At 71.8% G+C, this 20,274-nt stretch carries 20 protein-coding genes; 8 read left to right on the forward strand and 12 right to left on the reverse strand.

The window, feature by feature from the left end; genetic code table 11:
* Nucleotides 1–117: 117 nt before the first annotated feature.
* The 5 genes from mraZ to L3Q67_RS43050 form a co-directional block, all read right to left on the reverse strand.
* Nucleotides 118–549, reverse strand: coding sequence for a division/cell wall cluster transcriptional repressor MraZ (gene mraZ / locus L3Q67_RS43030; RefSeq protein WP_209665349.1), 432 nt, complete (start codon nucleotides 547–549; stop codon nucleotides 118–120).
* Between the two features lie 312 nt (nucleotides 550–861).
* Entirely contained in the window at nucleotides 862–1,608 is a 747-nt protein-coding gene (locus L3Q67_RS43035) for an ESX secretion-associated protein EspG (protein WP_499187138.1), read from the reverse strand.
* Nucleotides 1,605–2,171, reverse strand: a complete 567-nt coding sequence (locus L3Q67_RS43040; RefSeq protein WP_499187139.1) for a PE-PGRS family protein — start codon at nucleotides 2,169–2,171, stop codon at nucleotides 1,605–1,607. The genes L3Q67_RS43035 and L3Q67_RS43040 overlap by 4 nt, the downstream gene beginning before the upstream one ends.
* 26 nt (nucleotides 2,172–2,197) lie before the next feature.
* Nucleotides 2,198–2,734: a DUF3558 domain-containing protein gene (locus L3Q67_RS43045; RefSeq protein ID WP_499187140.1), complete on the reverse strand. Its 537-nt coding sequence runs from the start codon at nucleotides 2,732–2,734 to the stop codon at nucleotides 2,198–2,200.
* 5 nt (nucleotides 2,735–2,739) lie between these two features.
* Nucleotides 2,740–3,096, reverse strand: a complete 357-nt coding sequence (locus L3Q67_RS43050; protein ID WP_499187141.1) for a hypothetical protein — start codon at nucleotides 3,094–3,096, stop codon at nucleotides 2,740–2,742.
* A 273-nt stretch (nucleotides 3,097–3,369) separates the two neighbouring features.
* Between L3Q67_RS43050 and L3Q67_RS43055 the strand changes: the two genes are divergently transcribed.
* From L3Q67_RS43055 to L3Q67_RS43065, 3 genes are read left to right on the forward strand one after another with little or no spacing between them, the layout of a single operon-like run.
* Nucleotides 3,370–4,461 (forward strand): AAA family ATPase, encoded by a 1,092-nt coding sequence (locus L3Q67_RS43055; RefSeq protein ID WP_499187142.1) that lies wholly within the window; start codon nucleotides 3,370–3,372, stop codon nucleotides 4,459–4,461.
* 7 nt (nucleotides 4,462–4,468) lie between these two features.
* Nucleotides 4,469–5,743, forward strand: a complete 1,275-nt coding sequence (locus tag L3Q67_RS43060; RefSeq protein ID WP_499187143.1) for a DUF58 domain-containing protein — start codon at nucleotides 4,469–4,471, stop codon at nucleotides 5,741–5,743.
* On the forward strand, nucleotides 5,740–8,271 hold the full coding sequence (locus L3Q67_RS43065; RefSeq protein WP_499187144.1) for a transglutaminase TgpA family protein: 2,532 nt from the start codon (nucleotides 5,740–5,742) through the stop codon (nucleotides 8,269–8,271). The genes L3Q67_RS43060 and L3Q67_RS43065 overlap by 4 nt, the downstream gene beginning before the upstream one ends.
* Nucleotides 8,272–8,655: 384 nt before the next feature.
* Here L3Q67_RS43065 and L3Q67_RS43070 read toward each other — a convergent pair whose 3' ends face one another.
* The 3 genes from L3Q67_RS43070 to L3Q67_RS43080 all read right to left on the reverse strand — a co-directional run bounded on the left by L3Q67_RS43070 (nucleotide 8,656) and on the right by L3Q67_RS43080 (nucleotide 11,308).
* The gene (locus L3Q67_RS43070) at nucleotides 8,656–9,060 is read right to left on the reverse strand and encodes an SCO2097 family morphological protein (protein ID WP_209665342.1); all 405 of its coding nucleotides are present in this window, start codon (nucleotides 9,058–9,060) and stop codon (nucleotides 8,656–8,658) included.
* A 208-nt stretch (nucleotides 9,061–9,268) separates the two neighbouring features.
* Complete coding sequence (gene dinB / locus L3Q67_RS43075) at nucleotides 9,269–10,537, reverse strand: Y-family DNA polymerase (protein WP_499187145.1); 1,269 nt, start codon at nucleotides 10,535–10,537, stop codon at nucleotides 9,269–9,271.
* Between the two features lie 21 nt (nucleotides 10,538–10,558).
* Complete coding sequence (locus L3Q67_RS43080) at nucleotides 10,559–11,308, reverse strand: class I SAM-dependent methyltransferase (RefSeq protein WP_499187146.1); 750 nt, start codon at nucleotides 11,306–11,308, stop codon at nucleotides 10,559–10,561.
* A gap of 43 nt (nucleotides 11,309–11,351) precedes the next feature.
* Between L3Q67_RS43080 and L3Q67_RS43085 the strand changes: the two genes are divergently transcribed.
* From L3Q67_RS43085 to L3Q67_RS43105, 5 genes are all read left to right on the forward strand, one after another.
* Nucleotides 11,352–12,248 carry a ParA family protein gene (locus L3Q67_RS43085; RefSeq protein ID WP_499187147.1) on the forward strand — a complete coding sequence of 299 codons (897 nt, stop codon included), beginning with the start codon at nucleotides 11,352–11,354 and terminating at the stop codon, nucleotides 12,246–12,248.
* On the forward strand, nucleotides 12,249–13,052 hold the full coding sequence (locus tag L3Q67_RS43090; protein WP_499187148.1) for an Fpg/Nei family DNA glycosylase: 804 nt from the start codon (nucleotides 12,249–12,251) through the stop codon (nucleotides 13,050–13,052). It begins immediately after the preceding gene.
* Between the two features lie 127 nt (nucleotides 13,053–13,179).
* Nucleotides 13,180–14,307, forward strand: coding sequence for an adenosine deaminase family protein (gene add, locus L3Q67_RS43095; RefSeq protein ID WP_499187149.1), 1,128 nt, complete (start codon nucleotides 13,180–13,182; stop codon nucleotides 14,305–14,307).
* Between the two features lie 229 nt (nucleotides 14,308–14,536).
* The gene (locus L3Q67_RS43100; protein WP_499187150.1) at nucleotides 14,537–15,106 is read left to right on the forward strand and encodes a GNAT family N-acetyltransferase; all 570 of its coding nucleotides are present in this window, start codon (nucleotides 14,537–14,539) and stop codon (nucleotides 15,104–15,106) included.
* A gap of 2 nt (nucleotides 15,107–15,108) precedes the next feature.
* Nucleotides 15,109–16,158, forward strand: a complete 1,050-nt coding sequence (locus tag L3Q67_RS43105) for a dihydroorotate dehydrogenase (RefSeq protein ID WP_499187151.1) — start codon at nucleotides 15,109–15,111, stop codon at nucleotides 16,156–16,158.
* Here L3Q67_RS43105 and L3Q67_RS43110 read toward each other — a convergent pair.
* The 4 genes from L3Q67_RS43110 to L3Q67_RS43125 form a co-directional block, all read right to left on the reverse strand.
* Entirely contained in the window at nucleotides 16,155–17,417 is a 1,263-nt protein-coding gene (locus L3Q67_RS43110) for an amidase (protein WP_499187152.1), read from the reverse strand. The genes L3Q67_RS43105 and L3Q67_RS43110 overlap by 4 nt on opposite strands.
* A 195-nt stretch (nucleotides 17,418–17,612) precedes the next feature.
* On the reverse strand, nucleotides 17,613–18,626 hold the full coding sequence (gene pspM / locus L3Q67_RS43115) for a phage shock envelope stress response protein PspM (protein ID WP_499187153.1): 1,014 nt from the start codon (nucleotides 18,624–18,626) through the stop codon (nucleotides 17,613–17,615).
* Between the two features lie 37 nt (nucleotides 18,627–18,663).
* Nucleotides 18,664–19,524 carry a PspA/IM30 family protein gene (locus L3Q67_RS43120; RefSeq protein ID WP_499187154.1) on the reverse strand — a complete coding sequence of 287 codons (861 nt, stop codon included), beginning with the start codon at nucleotides 19,522–19,524 and terminating at the stop codon, nucleotides 18,664–18,666.
* 303 nt (nucleotides 19,525–19,827) lie between these two features.
* Nucleotides 19,828–20,271, reverse strand: a complete 444-nt coding sequence (locus L3Q67_RS43125; protein ID WP_209665331.1) for a helix-turn-helix domain-containing protein — start codon at nucleotides 20,269–20,271, stop codon at nucleotides 19,828–19,830.
* Nucleotides 20,272–20,274: the final 3 nt, after the last annotated feature.

Genomic DNA, 20,274 nt, shown 5'->3' on the forward strand with positions numbered 1-20,274 from the left:
CACCAGGGCCACTGAGCGGACAGAGGCCTGACGGCATCCGCGAAACCGGCGCGGCGTTCCTCCGCGCGGCCGGTGGGACCCCCGCCCCCCGACGGCGTGGGTGCCGGCGGCCGCGTGTCAGAACACGCCCGGCAAGACTTCCTCCTGTGCCTTCGCGTAGCTGTCCTCGTGTTCGTCCAGGTAGCCCTGCCACGCCTGGGCGTCCCAGATCTCCAGCCTGGTGATCGCGCCGATCACCACGCACTCCTTGTTGAGCCCCGAGTACCGGCGGAGCTCGGGCGCGATGGTGATGCGCCCCTGCCCGTCCGGGCGTTGCTCATCGGTCCCGGCGAACAGGTAGCGCTGGTAGGCACGCACCGCCTCGTTGGTGAACGGGGCTTCGGCGACCTTGCGGGCCATCTGCTCGAACTCGGCGCGCGGGAAGACATACAGGCAGTGGTCCTGTCCCTTGGTGACCATCAGCCCACCTGCCAGCGCGTCGCGGAACTTCGCGGGCAGTGTGAGCCGCCCCTTGTCGTCGAGCTTGGGGGTGTGGGTACCGAGGAACATCGGCCGCACCTCCCCGCCGGTCTCCGCCAAGGCGGGGATCGGCCACGGGGCTCCCTTCCGCCCCACTTGGCACCACCGTACCCCACTTTTCACCACAGTCAACGGCAATTGACCGCACATTCACCCACCAGAGCCGACGTTTCCGCAGGTGAGAGCGGTGGGGGCCAGGTGGGGGCGCGGTGGGGGCGCTGAGCCAAGATCCCCCAAGTCGGGGGTGCCGAGCAACGGATGAATCCGCTACACGTCCTGTGCTGCCCCGTTTCCGGCCCTCGTGGTGGGAAGTGGCGGGGAAAGTGGGGGGCCAGCCCTTGATCAGCCTTCGAGCAGGCCGGCGAGCCGCTGCACCAGCCGCGGGCCGTCGACCGGGGTGACCGTCACCCAGTCCTGCCCGCCTCGGCCCGGCTCCAGCGAACTCAGGTACGCGCCGACGTCGGTCCAGAACCAGCTGACCCCGCCGATGCGCCGCGCGTGGGCTCCGTCACGCACGCGCACGGTGAACTGCCCGGCGCCGTAGATCGGCCGCGCCTGGATCGCCAGCACCTCGCTCAGCTGCTTCTCGCGCCCGGCCGTGCGGCCGTTGCCCGCGAACACCGGATCCTCGACACCGGCCGCCAGCGCGGCGGCGGGCAGGCTGACGCCGTACCCCGGACCCGGCTCCAGCGCGGGCAGGAGTTCCACGATGGACGGCAGCAGCTCGCCGTCCCGGATGGTGGACAGCCCGATCGTCCGGTTCGGCTGGGTCGCCAGCACGCCGTGCCTGCCGTCGGCCGCGGCCACCGCGCGGAACGGCGTGTCCGAGGTCATGTCCAGCAGCGCTTCGCACTCCACGTAGACCGAGGCCGTGGCCAGCGTCCGCAGCCGCTCGACGAGTGCTTCGTCGAGCCCGTCCGCCGGGTCGTAGAGCCCGCGCTCGGCGAGGTTGGCGTAGACCGACGCCCGGATCTCGGCGCGCTCGCCGTCGGTGGCGCCCACACTGCGGACACCGAGCACTTCGGGGGCGCGCGGCAGGCCCAGGTCGGCCCACAGCACGTCGAACGCGGAGGCCGAAACCCGGATCATGCCCGGGTGGTCAGCGGTGGCGGCGGCGCGAACGACTGCTCCGGGATGGCGTCCCGCAGCGCCGCGTCCCGCGCGTTCAGCACGTCGATCGCCTTCTGCCGCGCGGCTTCGGCGGCGGCCTTGGTCTCCTCCATCGCCGCGGGCAGGCCCGCCAGCGCGAGCAGGTTCCCGCTGGCCGCGGCCGAGCGGATCATGCCTGCCGGGTCGTACTCGACCGGCTCCGGCATCTCGGCCTTGGCCCTGGCGGCGATCTCCGCCTGCGCGGCCACCGAGCCGCCGACCGAAGTGGACACCCCGGCGACCTCACCGGACCAGCGCGCGGCCTGGGTCAGCACCCCGCGCAACGCCTCACCGCCGGCCCCCGACCAGTGCTCGCGGCTGTGCTCGAGCAACGCGGTCAGCGCCTGGGCCGACTCGTGGAAGCGGCCGGCCAGCTCGTCCCACTGCCCGCCGATCGCCCCGGCCTCGCCGGGATCGTTGCCCGCCTCGACCTCGTCCTTCAGCGCCTGGTGGCTGTAGGCCTCGTATCGCCGGGTGGACACCGGCACGCTGCGGTCAGGCATTCGAAGCTCCCGTGGGCTGTGGCGGCTCAGGGCAGTTTGGGCTCCACCAGTCCGGCGACCTTGTCCGCGCGGGCGCACGCGGCCTCGGTACCGGTGAAGGTCGTGTTGCTGACGTCGATCTGCACGCTCGCCGACTCCCCCGCGCCCAGCAACACCGCACAGGTTCCGTCATCGGCCTTCGCGTCGGCGACCTTGAGGGCCTCCCGGCCGCCGACCTCGATCTGGCGCGCGCTCCGCTTCTCCGTGCGCAGGTCGGCCAGTCCCTTCGACTCGTCCACCGAGATCGCCAGGCCGAAGGTGCCCGGCTCGGTCCAGTCGCAGGTGCGCGCCGAGCCGATGGCCTTCGGCTCGCCGACCGAGGTCAGGCCCGCGGTGGAGCGCTCGGCGGAGCTGAGCAGCGTGCACGGGTCGAGCCCGGCCTGGCCCGGCGGCGCACTGCTCGGGGCGGCGGTGTCGGCGGCGGCGCTGGTGTCGCCACCGGACGCGGCGGGTTCACCCTGCGCGCACGCGGTGGCGAGCGCGAGCGCGGGGAGCAGGAGCAACAGGTGGGGAACGCGGCTCATCCGGGTCAGCCACCGGTGCATTCGACGTCGTCGGCGGCCTTGCCGTCCGCATCGGAGTAGCGCTCCAGTGCTTCGGCGATGGAGGATTTGAGGTCCTCCAGTTCCCGGCCGAAGGCGACCAGTGACTCGACCGCCGAGCCCTGCTGCCCGATCCCGTACTCGGCCATGAACTTGCCGACCTCGTCGGCGTACCCCCCGCCGAGCGGGACCTGCCTGCCGAGCACCTTGGCGTGGCGGACCATCTCGCCGACCACGTCCTGCAGCTCCGACAGCCGCGCGTAGGCGTCGCCGGCCAGCTCCGGCGCGACGGTGAAGGCCGCGGCGGTCCCGGCCGTCCTGTCCCTCGTTTCGACCTCCGGCACCACAAACACCTTCCGTAGCCGGGCAGATCCGCTGAGCAGAATACGACAGAACGCCGCGTGAGGACATCGTCCAGCCCACCAGGGCGTTACTCACCCGATCGGCCCAATATTGGTGGTTGCGGACAGTGATCACAGGGTTCTCCCCAACGTTTCGCTCACGTTTGACACACTTCGTGGGAGGCTGACCGTTGAATCGGGTGGCCGGATACAGGCACGCACGGGCGCGTCCGCCCGTTGTTCCAAGACGCATGCGCGTCGGCACCAGGAGGTCGAGTGACGTCGAGAACGCAGTCCGCGGTGCCCGGCGACCAGGCGCCCTACTACCCCGCTGAGGTTTCGGCGGCGGGACCGGGCGTGCGCGGGAGCGGTGGCGCCAACGGTCACGGGTCCGCGTCGCTCAGCGAACTGCACGACACCGCGGCCCGCATCGCCGCCAACGTCGAACGGGTGCTGGTCGGCAAGCCCGAGGTGGTGCGCATCGCGCTGGTCACCCTGCTCGCCGAGGGCCACCTGCTGGTCGAGGACGTGCCGGGGGTCGGCAAGACCTCGCTGGCCAAGGCACTGGCACGCTCCATCGACTGCACGGTCAGCCGCATCCAGTTCACCCCCGACCTGATGCCCAGCGACGTCACCGGGGTCTCCATCTACAACCGGCAGACCGGCGGCTTCGAGTTCCGGCCCGGCCCGGTCTTCGCGAACATCGTGGTCGGCGACGAGATCAACCGCGCCTCGCCGAAGACGCAGTCCTCGCTGCTCGAGTGCATGGAGGAGCACCAGGTCACGGTCGACACCAGCACGTACGAGCTGGAAGAGCCGTTCATGGTGATCGCCACGCAGAACCCGATCGAGATGGAGGGCACCTACGCCCTCCCCGAAGCGCAGCGCGACCGCTTCACCGCGCGCGTGTCGATCGGCTACCCCGACCCGCAGGCCGAGCTGGCCATGGTCGACGAGCACTCCGGGCACAACCCGATGCACGACCTGCGCCCGGTCTCCGACGCGGCCACCGTGCACCGGCTCATCCGCGCGGTCCGCAAGGTGCACATGGCCCCCGAGATCCGGCAGTACGCGGTGGAGCTGGCCTCTGCCACCCGTCAGCTGCCGGAGATCCGCCTCGGCGCCTCGCCGCGCGCCACGCTGCAGCTGGTCCGCGCCGCCCGTGCGCAGGCCGCGCTGTCCGGCCGCGAATACGTGGTCCCGGACGACCTGCACGCGGTCGCCGTGCCGGTGCTCGCGCACCGCCTGGTGCTGACCACCGAGGCGCACGCCGCCCGGCGGTCGGCCACCGACGTGGTGCGCGCGGTCGTCGCGCGGGTCCCGGTGCCGCAGGCGGGCGCGCAGGCCAACGGGCAGAGCCGCCGGTAGCCCGGTCATGCTGCGCTCGCTGTCCGGCCTGACCACCCGCGGCCGTTGCCTGCTCGCCGCGGGCGTGGCCGCCGCGGTCTGTGCCACCGTGCTCAACGAGCGCGACCTGCTGCGGGTCGCGGTGTTCGTGATCGCGCTGCCGTTGCTGGTCGCCGGGTTCATCTCGGTGGCCAAGGTGCGCATCGGCGCCAACCGCAAGCTGTTCCCGGACCGGGTGCAGGTCGGCGGGGCCGGCGAGGTCCAGCTGGAGCTGTGGCGCACCGGACGGCTGCCGACCGGTGAGGTGCTGCTCGAGGACGGCGTGCCGTACTCACTGGGCGGGCGCCCCCGGTTCGTCGTCGAGCGGCTGCCCCAGCACCAGGCCGTCGCGCTGCGCTACCCGATCCAGCCGATGCTGCGCGGCATCCAGCAGGTCGGCCCGCTGCGGGCCACGGTCACCGATCCGTTCGGGCTGTGCGAGTTCGAGCGCGAGCTGATCGGCCACACCAGGCTGGTGGTGGTGCCGCGGTTCGTCAGCCTGTGGGGACTGCCGTCGGGCGCGGGCATCGGCGTCGGCGACGACGGCAACGTCCGCCTGCACGCCGGGCAGGGCGAGTCCGACGTGATCGTCCGGCAGTACCGCCAGGGCGACGACCTGCGCAAGGTGCACTGGCGCTCGACCGCGCGCCGCGACGAGATCATGGTCCGGGTCGAGGAGCGGCCGTGGCGCGGCGGCACCACCGTGCTGCTGGACCACCGCGCGGCCGCGCACCACGGCACCGGCCCGTCGGCCAGCCTGGAGTGGGCGGTGTCCTTCGCCGCCAGCGTCTGCCTGCACCTGCGCCGCGCCGGGCACCGGGTCCGCCTGGTCACCGAGCACGGCCGGACGCTGGCCGACGCCCCCGGCGACGGCGGCGACCACCACGACCACCTCATCCTCGACGCGCTCGCCGGACTCCAGCCCGCGCACGAGCGCGACGTCACCAACGGCAGCGACCCGGCCGAAGGACAGGAGCTGATCGCCGTGCTCGGCACCGTGAGCAACGAGGCGGTGCACGAGCTGAACCGGTTCCGGCCACGGGGCATCCGCAGCCTCGCCGTGCTGCTCGACACCCCGGCGTGGTCCGGCGGCGTCAGCGCCCCCGAACACCGCGCCGCGGCCACCGAGGAGTCGGCGAGCCTGCTGCGCGCGGCAGGCTGGGGTGTCGTGGTCGCCGGTCCGGCGAGCCCGATACCGCAGGTGTGGGCCGAGCTGTGCCGCTCGACCGCGCGGCGCGGCACGCTGATCGGCGGTTCCCTGTGACCACCGCGCCCCCGGCACCGCCGATCCCGCACACCCCCACCGAACGCCCCGAGCCTCCGGCCGCGCCGTGGGTCAGCTCGATCTTCGCCCCGCTCGCCGCCGGACTGGCCACGATCTGCGCGTCCACCTCGATCACCGGGGTGGTCGGCGGCGCGGCCTGGTTCGGTTACGTCATCGTCGCGGTCATCCTGGTCGCCTGCACCGGCCTGGCGCTGCGCACCCTGCGCACGCCGACGCTGCTGGTCGCACTGGCCCAGCTGCTGGTGCTGAGCTTCCTGGTCACCGGGGTGTTCACCAGCCACGGCATCCTCGGGATCTTCCCCGGGCCCGCCGCCCTCTCCGAATTCCAGGACGTGCTGGCCGAGGCGTCCGAGCAGATCCGGATGGGCCTGCCGCCGGTCGAGCCGACCCCGCCGATCCTGTGCCTGGTGGTCATCGCGATCGGGCTGGTCGCGGTGCTGGTGGACACCTTCGCCGTGGCCGCCTCGGCCCCCGCGGCCACCGGGCTGATCCTGCTCTGCGTCTACGCGGTGCCCGCTTCGCTGTCCGACGGGATGCTGCCGTGGTGGACCTTCCTGCTCGGCGCGGCGGCCTTCGCCGGGCTGCTCGCGGTCGACGGCAGCCACCGGCACCGCCGCTGGCGCAACCGGACCGCCCCCGGGCTGGGCGCCTCCCCCGCGGCCGCTTCCGCCCCGGTGGCCGTGGTCGCCGTGGCGTTGTCACTGGGCCTGCTGGCAGGCGGCACGATCACCGCGATCGGGACCGTCGGCAGCATCCCCGGCGACGGGTCGGGCGGTGAGGGCAACCGGCCGACCGGCGGTCTCGGCATCAACCCGTTCACCCAGCTGCGCGGCCTGCTCGACCAGGGGCAGAACGTGGAGCTGTTCCGGGTGCGCGGGCTCAACGCCCCCGGCGACCGCCGCATGCTGCGCGCGTTCACGCTGAACTACTTCGAGCCGAACCAGGGCTGGAAGATCGCCGACGAACCGCGGATGCCGCCCGGCGTGCCGGCGAACCAGCCGAGCCTGCCGCTGGCCCCCGGTGACGACGGCAGCGGTGAGACCAAGGAAATCCAGATCGAGCCGATCAACTGGGTGGACGTCTGGCTGCCGGTCTACGGGGCACCGCGCTCGCTGCGCAACATCTCCGACGGCTGGCAGTACGACTCGGTCAGCGGCGCGGTGTACAGCGAGGCGAAGCGGCAGTCCCCGCCGTACGTGCAGGAGGCGTCGCTGCGGGTCCCGACCAAGGAGGCGCTGCGCGGCGCCGACACCGAGGCCGAGCAGATCCCGTCCATCTACACGCGACTGGACCAGGTCGACCCGCGCGTGGTCGCGCTGACCCAGCAGCTGACCGAGAACGCGGCGAACGACTTCGACCGGGCCACCGCGGTCTGGAACTACTTCAACTCGCAGAACGGGTTCACCTACGACACCCGCACCGCCTCGGCCGCCGACTCCGACGCGCTGGCGGACTTCCTGCTCAACGGCAAGCGCGGGTACTGCGAGCAGTTCGCTTCGGCGATGGCCGTGATGTTGCGGACGCTGAACATCCCCTCGCGCGTGGCGATCGGGTTCACCCCCGGTTACACCACCGCCGACTACCGGTCGATCACCTCGCAGGACGCGCACGCGTGGGTCGAGGCGTACTTCGGCGAACTGGGCTGGGTCACCTTCGACCCGACCCCGCTGGCCGACTCGCGCGGCTACATCCCGCCGTACCTGCGCCCGGACGAAGGCCCGGACTCGGAGGCGGAAGCGGGCAGCCCCAGCGCGTCCACCTCGGCCGCGCCGCCGCGGCTGCCCGGCGAAGAGACGAACACGCCGGACCTCGGCGCCCAGCCGGACCAGCCGGAGGATGAGCAGCGGCCGGGTGAGGGTCCGGACTGGGTGCTCTGGCTGGCGCTGGCGGCGCTGGCGGCCGGGTTCGTCGTGGTCGGTGCGCTATTACAACGCACCAACCGGGCCAAGAAACAGCGGCAGAGACCACCACCCGATCCGTCGGCCCCGGTGCAGACGATCGCGCCGTCGGGCTCCGACACGTGGCTGCCGCTGATCGCGGCCGGGTTGCTGATCGCGGGCGTCGGCCTGCTCGCCTGGTTGTGGACGGCGTTGCTGGCGGTGCCGCTGGTGCTCGCGCTGCTCGCCGCGGCCGGGCCGTCGACCGTGCGCGAGGTGGTACGGCGGCAGCGGTTGCAGGTGATCGGCGCGAGCGGCCCGGAAGCCGCGAACGCGGCGTGGAAGGAACTGCTGGACGAATGCCGGGACCGCGGTGTGCCGGTGGAGCCCAGTGACACGGTGCGGACGACCGCGCAGAAGATCGCGCAACGCCACCGCCTCGACGACGAAGGCAAGGGTGGCCTGCGGACGGTCGTCGGCGTGGTGGAACGCTCGTGGTACGGCAGTTCGCCGGAAAGCGACCCCACCTTCGGCCGCGCCTTCGACGACGTCCGCACCAGCCTGACGCGCAACTCCCCCATGTCCTGGCGAGGCCGCCTCTTCCCCCGCTCCCTTTTCCGCCGCCACTGACCCACCCCGCCGAACTCGGGAATGGGGAACTCGGCTGCACGAGCGTGGAGTTCGCCTACCTGAACGTGGGGTTCGGCTGCGTGAGTGTGGAACTCGCGTGCCCCAACGTAGAACTCACGCAGGCCTCGCCCGCACCCCCCCACTTCCGAACCCCACGTTCAGGCACCCGAGTCCCACACTCACGCACCTGAACCCCACACTCACGCAGCCCAACTCCACACTCGGCAGCTGAACTCCGCACTCGGGTAGGCGGACCCCACGCTCGGGCAGCTGAACTCCGCACTCGGGTAGGTGAGTTCTACGTTCGGGTAGGTGGTGGGTATGCGAGTGGGGCACCACCCGTGCTGGGTGGTGCCCCACTGGAGGTCGTGCTGGTGCGGGCCGCTACTGGTCTTCGAAACGCTGGCGGAAGCGCTCCTCCATCCGCTGTGTGAACGAGCTCTTGCGCGCCTGCGGCCGCCCGCGTGAGGGGCCCGCCTGCTCGCCTTCCGATCCTTCACCCTCTGGTTGCTGCCGCAACGATGTGACGGCGAGCAGAACCCCAAAGAACATCACCAGGAAGCCGAGCACGCTGATCAGCGGGATCTCGGCGACCCGGAACGGCACCACGACGCCCAGCACCAGTAGCGCGACCCCGACGACGAACAGGGCCACGCCCTGCAGGCGCCGGCGTCGGGCGGGTCGGCGCAGCCTGGTGCCACGCACCGTGGATGCGAACTTGGGGTCCTCGGCATAGAGCTCGCGCTCGATCTGGTCGAGCAGCCGCTGCTCATGCTCGGAGAGTGGCATCTTTCCTCCTCCGGCACAGCTTGTCGCGGGGCCGGGCCGCGCAACAGTAGTGGACCCAACTTCACCCCGTCTGGGGTGTCTGCACTCCAGGATACGAGTCCGGCGCGCGAACGACTACCCGATCCCGTATCAAGCACTGAACGAATTGCCAGGAACCACCCGCAACGAGTACGCGAACCCCGGCTGAACCCCCGGAAACGACCCCTGTTCACTCTTCGTGGCTGGACAACAGGGACGCGGGCCGCACGGCCGCGGAGCCGAACTTGGAGCGCGCCACGTCGGCCGCGACCTCGGCGTCGCGCCAGCGTGGGGCGTCGGTTTCGAAGGTGAGCTGTTCGGCCGAATCGGCGTCCTCCAGCCCTTCGACCCGCACCCCGATCAACCGCACCGCCGCGCCCTGCCCCAGCTCCGTCAGCAAGGTCACGGCCGTGGCGTGGATGAGGTGGGCCACATCGGTGGCCGAGAGCAGCGTGCGGGCCCGGGTGACGGTCTTGAAGTCGGCGAACCGCACCTTGATCGACACCGTCCGCCCGCGCAGTCCGCGCCCCCGCAGGCCGGCCGCCACTCGTTCGGACAACCGCAGCAACTCGCGCGCCAGCTTCGCCCGGTCGTACTCGTCCACGTCGAAGGTGACCTCGGCGCCGAGCGACTTCTCCGCGCTTTCCGGCACCACGGCCCGGTTGTCGCGCCCGTGGGCCAGCGCGTACAGGTGATCGCCCACCGCGTTGCCCACGGCCCGCCGCAGCCGGGCGGGCGGCACGTTCGCCACGTCGGCGATGGTGGCCAGGCCGAGCCGCCGCAGTTGCTCCTCGGTGCGCTTGCCGACGCCCCACAACGCGGAGACCGGCAGCGGGTGCAGGAAGTCCAGCGCCTGGGCCACCGGCACCACGATCATCCCGTCCGGCTTCGACATGCCCGAAGCCAGTTTCGCGATGAACTTCGCCCCGGCCACGCCCACCGAACAGGTGATCCCGTGCTCCTCGACGACCCGCCGCCGGATGAGGGCCCCGATCCCGGCCGGGGTGGTGTTCAACCGCTTCAGCGCGCCGCTGACGTCGAGGAAGGCCTCGTCCAGGCTCAGCGGCTCCACCAGCGGCGTCAGCTCCGCGAAGATGGCCATCACGCCCGCGGAAACCTCGCTGTAGAGCCCGCGCGTCGGCGGCAGGTACACCGCCTGCGGGCAGAGTCGCTTCGCCGCGCCGACCGGCATCGCCGAGCGCACGCCGTACTTGCGCGCGATGTAGTTCGCCGAGAGCACCACCGACCGCGGCCCGGCGCCGGCGATCACCACCGGCCGGTGCACCAGCTCCGGCCGCGTACGCAGCTCCACCGCGGCGAAGAAGGCGTCCATGTCCACGTGCAGGAAGGCGCAGCCTTCGTCAGCAGGCCAGCCCGGAGCACCCGGCCCGGCCGCTTCCGCCGCCGCGGTGACCTTGAACCGGGCGAAGTCGGCGGGCAGCCCGGCGTTCCTCCCCATACGACCGACAGTAGCCGGTGCCTACGACAGTTTCGGACGGCGAGCCAGGACGTGCAGCCTGCTGGCGATCTCACGCAGCGGCGCCGTGGCCCCGGCGACCGCCTCGAACTCGGCCAGGTCCTCGTCGGTGGCCGTCACGCCGTCCGGCACCACCGCGTCGGCCACCACGCCGTCACCCTGGAGCAGGCCGACCTCCAGGCCACCGGCCACCAGCAGCCCGGTCAGCGCGTCGCTGTCGAACCGGCGCAGCAGCGTCTCGCGTTCCTCGGGCAGCACGCCGTCGGCGATCAGCAGCAGGCGCCGGGCGTCGGCGAGCCGTCCGGCCAGGGCCCGGTGCAGCACGGCGGCGTTGCGGTTGGCCGCGAGCACGGAGACCGCGCCACCGGGCGCCACCGCCTCGGCCAGTGCCGCCACCACGGCCGCCGGGTCGTCCACGACCTCCAGCAGGCCGTGCGCGAGCACCAGGTCGGCCGAACCGGCGCCGACGTGCTTGCCGAGCGCGTCGGAGTCGTCGGCGACCACGGTGATGCGCCCGGAGACGCCTTCCTCCTGGGCGCGCCGTCGCAGCGTGGCGAGCGCGTTGGGGTTGGGTTCGACCACGGTCACCCGGCACCCCGCCGAGGCGAAGGGCACGGCCCACATGCCGCTGCCGCCGCCCACATCGACCACGTGCGGCTCGGCCGAGCCGCGTTCCCGCGCCTGGGCGAGCTCCGATTCCAGCACCCGGCGTACCGCCGCCGGGCCGCGGGCAGCCGCGGTGTCCGTTCGCATGGGGCCACAGCGTAGTGGTGGCTTCGCCCGTAGGCTGCGTGGCGTGCACACCGTCGCCGTACTGAGCCTCAAGGGTGGGGTCGGCAAGACCACCGTCGCGCTGGGTATCGCCTCGGCAGCGCTGCGTAGGGGTACCCGCACCCTGGTGGCCGACCTGGACCCGCAGGGCAACGCCACCGCGTCGCTGGACCCGCCGCTGACCGACGCGACGCTCGCCGAGGTGCTGGAGACCCCGCACCGGGCGGTGCTGGAGCGCGCCATCGCGGCGAGCGTCTGGGACGACCAGCTGGACGTGCTGGTCGGTTCGGAGGACCTCGAGCAGCTCAACGAGCCCGGCCCGGAGAACCGGCGGCTGGAGAACCTCTCGCGCGCGCTCGACGAACTGCACCGGGAACCGCTGCGCGGCGACCCGTACGAACTGGTGATCCTGGACTGTCCGCCGTCACTCGGCAGGCTGACGAAGTCGGCGCTGGTGGCCGCGGACAGCGCGCTGCTGGTGACCGAGCCGACCATGTACGCCGTGGCCGGGGCCGAGCGGGCGCTCGACGCGATCGAGGAGATCCGCGATCGGATGAACCCGGGTCTTCGCCCGGTCGGGGTACTGGTGAACAAGCTGCGGGTCCGCTCGCACGAGCACCAGTTCCGCATCGCCGAGCTGCGGGAGTCCTTCGGCTCGCTGGTGATGCCGACAGCCATCCCCGACCGCCTGGCGATCCAGCAGGCGCAGGGCGCGTGCGTGCCGATCCACGAGTGGAACTCCCCCGGCGCCCAGGAGATCGCGCTGACCTTCAACATGGTGCTGGCGAAGATCCTGCGGTCCGGCCGCGCCGGGCGCCACCGCGCCGCCTGGGAGGCCGAGGACGAGCCCACCACCGGCACCCTCGACGTCACCGGGTCCACCGGCGAGATCCCCCGGGTGGGGCCGGGCCAGGGACGTTAGGTGCCCGAAGGCGACACGGTGTTCCTGGCAGGCAAGCGGGTGGAGAAAGCACTCGCCGGCCGGGAACTGCTGCGCGCCGAGTTCCGCCACCCCCGATTGGCCACAGTGGACCTGACCGGCCGCTCGGTGCTCGACGTGCGCACCGTCGGCAAGCACATGTTCCTGCGGTTCTCCGGCGACCTGAGCCTGCACAGCCACCTCAAGATGGACGGCGCCTGGCGCTTCCTCACCCCGGGCGCGCGCTGGCCGATGCCCGCCCACCACGCGCGGGCGATCTTCGAGAACGCCACCGCGCTGGTCATCGGTTTCCGCCTGCACGACCTCCAACTCCTCGCCACCGCGGAAGAGTCGCGATTGGTCGGCCACCTCGGACCGGACCTGCTCGATCCACTGTGGACAGATGAGCACGCCGCCCGCGCGGTGGCGAACCTGACCGCCGACCCGGCGCGCGAACTCGGGCTGGCCCTGCTCGACCAGCGGGTGATGGCGGGCGTCGGCAACATGTACATGGTGGAGATCTGCCACCTGCTGCGCCGGACCCCGTGGACTCCGGTGTCCGAAGTGGACGCCGCGCAGGTGGTCGCGCTCGCCCGCAAACTACTGCTCGCCAACGCCTGGCGGCACGAGCAGAGCACCACCGGCGAGCTGGCGCGCGGACGGCAGCACTGGGTCTACGGCCGCACCCGGCAGGGCTGCTTCCGCTGCGGCGGCCGGGTCAGGGTGGCGGACCAGGGCCACGGCGTGCAGCGGCGGCTCAGCTGGTACTGCCCGAAATGCCAGCACGGGCCGGCTCCGGCCAGCTAAGCTGCCGGGGTGACGACGTTCAAGCTGCCGCTCTACGGCGCGGACACCGAACGCGGCGATCTCGCTCCCTGATCGCGCGCGCCTCCCTTACCCGTCACCCGTTCTTCCTTTCCCAGGGAGCTTCGCCATGCCCTCGTACACCCCTGGTGCGCCCCTGCGCGCCTACGTCCAGGCCCTGCCCAAGGCCGAACTGCACGTGCACCTGGTCGGCTCGGCCGGGATCGACACCGTGCTCGACCTCGCCCGCCGCCATCCCGAGGCCGGGGTGCCCGCCGACCGCGCGGCGCTGGCGGAGTTCTTCCGCTTCCGCGACTTCGACCACTTCCTGCGCGTCTACTGGGCCGTCCAGTCGATGCTCAAGGGCCGCGACGACATCCGCACGCTCGTCGTCGGCCTCGCCGCGGACCTCGCCCGCCAGGGTGCCCGCTACGCCGAGGTGACCGTCACCCCGTACAACCACCGGCTCGACGGCATGTCCGGCGACGAGTTGCTCGAAGGCCTCGCCGAAGGCCGGGCCCTCGCGGCGGCCGAACACGGCGTGGACCTGGCGTGGTGCTTCGACATCCCGGGCGAGAAAGGCCTGGTGGCGGGCCGCGAGACGCTTCTGTTCGCGTTGCGCGAACGGCCGGACGGGCTGGTGAGCTTCGGGCTCGGCGGGCCGGAGGTCGGCGTCGGCCGCGCGCAGTTCGAGCCGTTCTTCACCGCCGCCCACGAAGCCGGGTTGCACAGCGTGCCGCACGCCGGCGAGACCAGCGGCCCGGCCACCGTCTGGTCCGCCGTGCACGACCTCGGCGCCGAGCGGATCGGCCACGGCACCAGCGCCGCCGCGGACCCCGCCCTGCTGGCCCACCTGGCCGAGCACCGCATCCCGGTGGAGGTGTGCCCGACCTCGAACGTGCGCACCGGCCAGGTGCCCTCGATCGAGGCGCACCCCGTCCGGCGCCTGCTCGACCACGGTGTGGTGGTGACGCTCAACACCGACGACCCGCCGATGTTCGGTGCGACGCTGACCGGCGAGTACCTCGCGGTGGCCGGGGCGCTGGGGTTGCGGCCGGCCGAAATCGCCCGGCTGGCGGCGAATTCCGTGACGTCCTCGTTCCTGTCCGCCGAGGCCAAGGCGGCACTGCTCGCGGACATCGCCGCGGTCCCCGGACCGGGTGACGAAATCTTGTTGCCGGAGCGCGAGAACTTGCCTAGCGTGGGCAGTACACGAGAAGGGAGGTGGTCCGACGTTGGATATCAACAGGACTCGTGAGGTGACTGTCCGCTAGCGGACAGCAGAACGATTGGACTGACCAAGCAGGCGACTCGGCCACCTGTCGGCTCGTACCCTGCTTCGTTTTGTTGCCTGCCAGCGAATACCAGGCAGTCACCGGTTCCCCGGTGCTCCCGAGCAACGGTCCGGCACGGGCCCGCGCGTTTGACGGCGTGCGGGAGACGCACCGGGGAAACCCACAAGTGCACCAGCAAAAATCTGGGGAATTTTGCTCCGACCCGACTTCCCGATCCGCACCGAACGACTGGTGCTCCGGGCGTTCACCCCGGCCGACCTCGACGAGCTGAACGACTTCCAGTCGCGGCCCGAGGTGGCCCGCTTCCTCTATTGGGAACCGCGCACGCGTGAGGAATCCGCGCTCGCGCTGGAAACCCGCATCCGCAATGCGACACTGGACCGCGAGGGCGAATTCCTCGCCGTCGCCGTCGAACTCGCCGGAACCGGGCAGTTGATCGGCGACCTCAACCTCCAGTGGCTCAGCCGCGACCACCGCCAGGGTGAGTTCGGCTTCGTCTTCCACCCCGCCCACCACGGCCGGGGGTACGCCAGGGAGTCGGCCACCGAACTGCTCCGGCTCGGCTTCGAAGAACTGGGCCTGCACCGCATCTGCGGCCGGTGTGATGCCCGCAACACCGCCTCCTGGGGCCTGATGGAACGCCTCGGCATGCGCCGCGAGGCACACCTGCGCGAGGCCGAGGTCTTCAAGGGCGAATGGGGCGAAGAGTTCGTCTACGCCATGCTCGAGGACGAGTGGAAGAGCCGGTGCGGCACCATGTAGCCGTGCTCTTCGACAACCTGGTCCGCCCCGCGCTCTACCGCCTGAGCAAGAACGACGCCGAGCTGGTGCACGAACGCACCCTCGCCGCGCTCGGCAGGCTCGCCACGGCCGAACCCGCGCTGCGCGCGCTGCACCGCGTCTACGGTGTCCAGCGCCCGGTCAAGGTGTTCGGCGTGCAGTTCCCGAACCCGGTCGGCCTGGCCGCGGGCATGGACAAGGACGGGCGCGCGCTGCGGGCCTGGCCCGCGCTCGGCTTCGGGTTCGTCGAGGTCGGCACGGTCACCCGGCTGCCACAGCCCGGCAACCCGCGGCCGCGGCTGTTCAGCCTGCCCGGCAGCGACGGGGTGATCAACCGCATGGGCTTCAACAACGCCGGCGCCGCCGCGCTGGCCGAGCGGCTGGCGCGGACCGACAAGCCGCCGGTGCCCCTCGGCGTGAGCATCGGCAAGTCGAAGGCGGCTCCGCTGGAGGAAGCCGTCGCCGACTACCAGGAGTCGCTGCGGCTGCTGCACCCGCACGCCGACTACTTCGCGGTGAACGTCAGCTCGCCCAACACCCCGGGCCTGCGCAGCCTGCAGGACCGCGGTGCGCTGAGCGAGCTGCTCAACGAACTCCAGGCCACCTCGTCCTCACTCGCGGCGAAGGCGGGCAAGCTGGCCACTCCGCTGCTGGTCAAGGTCGCGCCCGACCTCACCGACGAAGCGCTGGCCGAGCTGATCGAGGTGTGCGAGGAGCACGCCGTCTCCGGCGTCATCGCCACGAACACCACGCTCAGCCGCGAAGGCGTGATCCGGCCCGAGGCGGGCATCGCCGAGCAGGCGGGCGGGCTGTCCGGCCGCCCGCTGACCGCCCGCGCCCGCGACGTGGTCGCTTTCGTGCACAAGGAGTCCGGCGGCAGGCTGCCGATCATCGGCGTCGGCGGCATCATGTCCGGTGACGACGCCGCGCGGATGCTGGACGCCGGTGCGAGCCTGGTCCAGCTCTACACCGGCTTCGCCCTGCACGGCCCCGGCCTGCTGCGGCGGGTGCACCGGGGCCTGGCCGGCCGCTAGGCCGATTTGGGCCCGGCGGCGCTGAGGAACCTCAGGTACGCCCGCCAGTCCCGATAGGACGTCAGTTCGGTGCTTTCGGCCATCGGATCGCAGGTGACCGCGGGCAGCGAAACCCCGTTCTCCAGCCGGACCGTGGTGACGCGCAGCGGCGCCCGCAACCCGTCGCGCAGGCGCTCGAAGCCGTCCGGTGAGATGGCCCACCGCTCACCGCTCAGCGCCTGCGCGCCCGGCACCACACCGGCTTCGGGACCGGCGAGCAACACCATGCGGTAGTGCGACGCGGTGAGCACGTCCCCGGCGTACCGCGCGCCCAGTTCGGCGAGCCAGGAGCTCAGCGGACGACCGCGCACCTGCTCCCCGAACACCACGAATTCCACGCTGGTGGCCGGATACGGCTCCCCGGCGGGGGCTGCGGTGAGCAACGCGGCCAGGTCGAAGGCCAGCTGCTCCTCGTAGGCCGCCGTGGACAGGGTGATGCCGAACGGTTCCCCACCGACCTCGCCCAGCGGCACGGTCACCGACGGCGCTCCCGGCTCGGCGAGGTCCAGAGCGGACGGTGCGAGCAGGACGTCGAACGGGCCGCCCAGTGGCTGGATCCGCATGCCCGAAGCGGAGAACGCGGCGACCACGGCGTCGAACGAACGCCGGACGCCGATCGGCAGCCGCGCGAGTTCGGCCGAACCCGATACGGCCACGCGGGGGTGGTCCCCGGCGCCCAGCCGGTACGCACGCGGCCAGGCGCCCGCTTCGGTCGCGGCGACGAGAGCCCGCCGGGCCAGGGTCAGCCCGCGCGCGTGCACCACCGGCGTGTCCGGGATGAGCCCGGAAGTGGCCCTGAGCGCGAACGTGGTGTGCCAGCCCGGGATTTCGGTGTCCAGCCCCAGGTCGGCGGCCCCGGAGACGACCACGGCCGGTACGGAGTCCTTCCCGGCCCGGCCGAGCACCACCGCTCCGGCCTGCGTCAGCCGTTGCACCGCCACCGCGCTGACCTCGGCGAGCCCCGGCCCGTCGGGCAGGCCGGCGATCGCCGTCCCGGCTCCGGTGGCCAGCAACTGCCCGGCCAGTGGCAGGTCCTCGCCCGCCCGCACGCGTTCGTCGATGGCCTTGGCCTCGACCAGGACGTCCTCTTCGGAACGCAGGGTTTCCCAGTCACCCGCGCGATCGGTCTCGGCCAGGCGCTCGTAAGCGGTGATCACCCGCTGGAAAGCACTCGGCGGTGCGGTGGATACCGGCTCCGGTTCGGGAGGGAGTGTGTTCACAGCCGCCGTCCTTTCCTCGTGGGGACCCGCGATCAGCGCACTGGTGCCTCCGGAAGCAAGGTGTTCATGAGGAAAACGGTAGGCAACCGCGATTGCGACGGAAACGTCCATTCGGTTACGTACGTGTTTCACTCCGTCACAGAGTGACACCGGTCGGACACGGTGTCCATACCTGTCCACATAGGACGGCTAGAATCAAGAACCCAGCTCACGCAGGGCGATCGCGAGACCGGCCAGGCGGTCGGTGGCGTCGGTGAGGGCTTCCTTCGAGGTGCCGATGCCGTCACTGCTCGCAGCCACCGTGCGCCCGGCCGCGGCGACGAGGGCGCCGTAGCCCTCCAGGCCGTCGTCGAGCTGCTCGGCCAGGGTGCGGACGGCCCCGTCCAGGGCGGCGCGCTCACCCTTGGGGGCGGCGTTGCGGGCGCGTTCGATGGCCTGGATGCGACCGGCCAGGCCACGCAGGCTCTTGGCGGCCTCGTCGGCGGTGGCGCGGGCATCATCGACGGACACCTCGGGCACCGCGGTGACCCCGGTGGTGCTCGGGATGGCCAGCTGGCGCAGCAGCTCCCGCAGCGAGGCCTCGGACTCGGCCAGCCGCTCCATCGGGCGGCGGGCGGCCGAGCCGGACGGCGGCAGGGGCGGGGGCGCGGTGCTGGCCGGGATCTCCATCCGGTTCAGCCGCCGCAGCCGGGTGCCCGACCGCACGCCGAGCGTGGTGAAGGCGATGGCGCCCGCGGCGCCGCCCAGCACCGGGGGTGACATCAGCGCGGCGGTGGCGGTGGCCGCGGCGGCGAAGCCGGCGACCACCACCAGCACGCCGATCAGGGCCAGGACCAGCCACAACGTGGTGGCCCTCGACGCCCGCCGCTTGCGCCGTTCCAGCTTGGCGGCGGGTTCGTTCCACTGCACCCACTTCGCCTTGAGCCCGTCCACCGCCGGAGCGGCGGTGGTCAGCGAGGCGAGGTCGGGCAGGTTCGGCAGCTTGGGCACGAGCGGGGCGGGCTTGGCGGGCGGGGTCAGCCCGGCCTGCTCCTGCGGCGGGTAGACCTTGCGGTACACCTGCGGATCCCGCTGGTCGCCGGCGTCCTGGTTCGGCGGCAGGTACTTCTGCAGCTTCTCCTGGGCCTTCTGGGCGTAGTCGGGCAGGCGTTCGATGTGCTTCTCCAGCTTCGCGCCCAGCTCACCGAAGTCCCGCTTACCCGGCCCCATCGAACCCACCTGCCACTCCCCGTCGGCCAGGCCGGTCTCAGGCCTGGTTCTTCTGCTGCTCGGCCTGGACCCGCTGCTGGATCTCCTGCTGGATGTTCGCGTTGCTCTTCGTCGTGGCAGCCTGCTCCTTGGCCGCGGCGGCGGTCTGGGACCCGCTGGTCACCTGGGCCACCGAGTCGCCCTTCATCGAGGCGCGGATCTGCTCGAGCCGCGAGTGCCCGGCCAGCTGCGTGGTCGAGTGCTGGACCTCCAGCATCCGGCCCTGCACCGAGTTCTGCGCCAGCTCCGCCGAGCCGAGCGCGGTGGTGTAGCGCTTCTCGATCTTCTCGCGCACGTCCTCGAGCGACGGCGTGTTGCCCGGCGCGGCCAGCTGCGACATCTGGTTCAGCGAGTTGGAGACCTGCTCCTGCATCTTCGCCTGCTCCAGCTGCGAGAGCAGCTTGGTGCGCTCGGCCAGCTTCTGCTGCAGCATGCTGGCGTTGCGCTCGACGGCCTTCTTCGCCTGGGCGGCGGCCTGCAGCGACTGGTCGTGCAGGGTCTTCAGGTCCTCGATGTTCTGCTCGGCGGTGACCAGCTGGGCCGCGAAGCCCTCCGCCGCGTTCTCGAAGTCCTGCGCCTTCTGCTCGTCGCCCTTGGAGCGGGCCTCATCGGCGAGCACGAGTGCCTGCCGGGTCGAAGCCTGCAGCTTCTCCACGTCGCCGAGCTGGCGGTTGAGCTTCATCTCCAGCTGCCGCTGGTTGCCGATCACCGAAGCGGCCTGCTGGGAGAGCGCCTGGTGCTGGCGTTGCGCCTCCTCGATGGCCTGCTGGATCTGCACCTTGGGGTCAGCGTGCTCGTCGACCTTCGACGAGAACGACGCCATCAGGTACTTCCAGAACTTCACGAAAGGGTTGGCCATCTCCTCCGCCTGCCTTCTTGCGTCCCACTGGTCCTGTCACCGGGTGCGCTGCGCGCCCGTCGATCGGTCGGCCCTCCCCCACTGCCTGGCGGGCGATCCATCCGAACAGGCAACGTCGAGTACCCGCCGTTGGGTTCCATCGTGTCAGGTTGACCGCCGTCGTTCCAGGCGACCCCGGGGTAATTCAGGGATGGCCCCTACCGAGAGCAACCAGGCCGAACGCCCTGAGTGGGGCATTACTCGCACTATTCGCGAATAATGCCCCACTCAGGGCGTTCATGGCGGCCACCAGGGGCCGGAGGGTCAGGCGGCGACGATCGCGGCCAGCTCCGGGGTGGTGATGGTGGTGCGCAGGGTGGTCGACATGCGCGGTGGCGAGAGCCGGAGGTCGGCCAGATCGTTACCGATCACCTCGGGCACCGGACGGCCCCCTTCGAAGCCCCGCTCGGCGGTGGCCGTCTCGACCGGCTTGGCACCACGCTCGGGGCGGTCCAGGGTCTCCTTGACCTTGTCCAGTGCGGATACGTCGGCGGCCACCTTGTGCAGCAGCTCGCTCAGCGGCAACTCCAGCGCCTCGCAGATCGAGGCGAGCAGCTCGCTGGAAGCCTCCTTCTGCCCCCGTTCGACCTCCGACAGGTAGCCGAGGCTGACTTTGGCGGCGCGGGAGATGTCGCGCAGCGTTCGCCGCTGGTTGGTGCGGGCATGACGGAGCCGATCACCGATCGCCTCACGCAACAGCACGGTCATCGC

The organism is Saccharothrix sp. AJ9571, assembly GCF_021725495.1.
GTDB classification, from domain to species: domain Bacteria; phylum Actinomycetota; class Actinomycetes; order Mycobacteriales; family Pseudonocardiaceae; genus Amycolatopsis; species Amycolatopsis magusensis.

What these genes read in the sequence shown, in the direction of transcription:
- mraZ (WP_209665349.1), bottom strand. Translation starts at nt 549, where the DNA reads ATGTTCCTCGGTACCCACACCCCCAAGCTCGACGACAAGGGGCGGCTC.
- L3Q67_RS43035 (WP_499187138.1), bottom strand. Translation starts at nt 1,608, where the DNA reads ATGATCCGGGTTTCGGCCTCCGCGTTCGACGTGCTGTGGGCCGACCTG.
- L3Q67_RS43040 (WP_499187139.1), bottom strand. Translation starts at nt 2,171, where the DNA reads ATGCCTGACCGCAGCGTGCCGGTGTCCACCCGGCGATACGAGGCCTAC.
- L3Q67_RS43045 (WP_499187140.1), bottom strand. Translation starts at nt 2,734, where the DNA reads ATGAGCCGCGTTCCCCACCTGTTGCTCCTGCTCCCCGCGCTCGCGCTC.
- L3Q67_RS43060 (WP_499187143.1), top strand. Translation starts at nt 4,469, where the DNA reads ATGCTGCGCTCGCTGTCCGGCCTGACCACCCGCGGCCGTTGCCTGCTC.
- L3Q67_RS43070 (WP_209665342.1), bottom strand. Translation starts at nt 9,060, where the DNA reads ATGCCACTCTCCGAGCATGAGCAGCGGCTGCTCGACCAGATCGAGCGC.
- dinB (WP_499187145.1), bottom strand. Translation starts at nt 10,537, where the DNA reads ATGGGGAGGAACGCCGGGCTGCCCGCCGACTTCGCCCGGTTCAAGGTC.
- L3Q67_RS43080 (WP_499187146.1), bottom strand. Translation starts at nt 11,308, where the DNA reads ATGCGAACGGACACCGCGGCTGCCCGCGGCCCGGCGGCGGTACGCCGG.
- add (WP_499187149.1), top strand. Translation starts at nt 13,180, where the DNA reads ATGCCCTCGTACACCCCTGGTGCGCCCCTGCGCGCCTACGTCCAGGCC.
- pspM (WP_499187153.1), bottom strand. Translation starts at nt 18,626, where the DNA reads ATGGGGCCGGGTAAGCGGGACTTCGGTGAGCTGGGCGCGAAGCTGGAG.
- L3Q67_RS43120 (WP_499187154.1), bottom strand. Translation starts at nt 19,524, where the DNA reads ATGGCCAACCCTTTCGTGAAGTTCTGGAAGTACCTGATGGCGTCGTTC.
- L3Q67_RS43125 (WP_209665331.1), bottom strand. Translation starts at nt 20,271, where the DNA reads ATGACCGTGCTGTTGCGTGAGGCGATCGGTGATCGGCTCCGTCATGCC.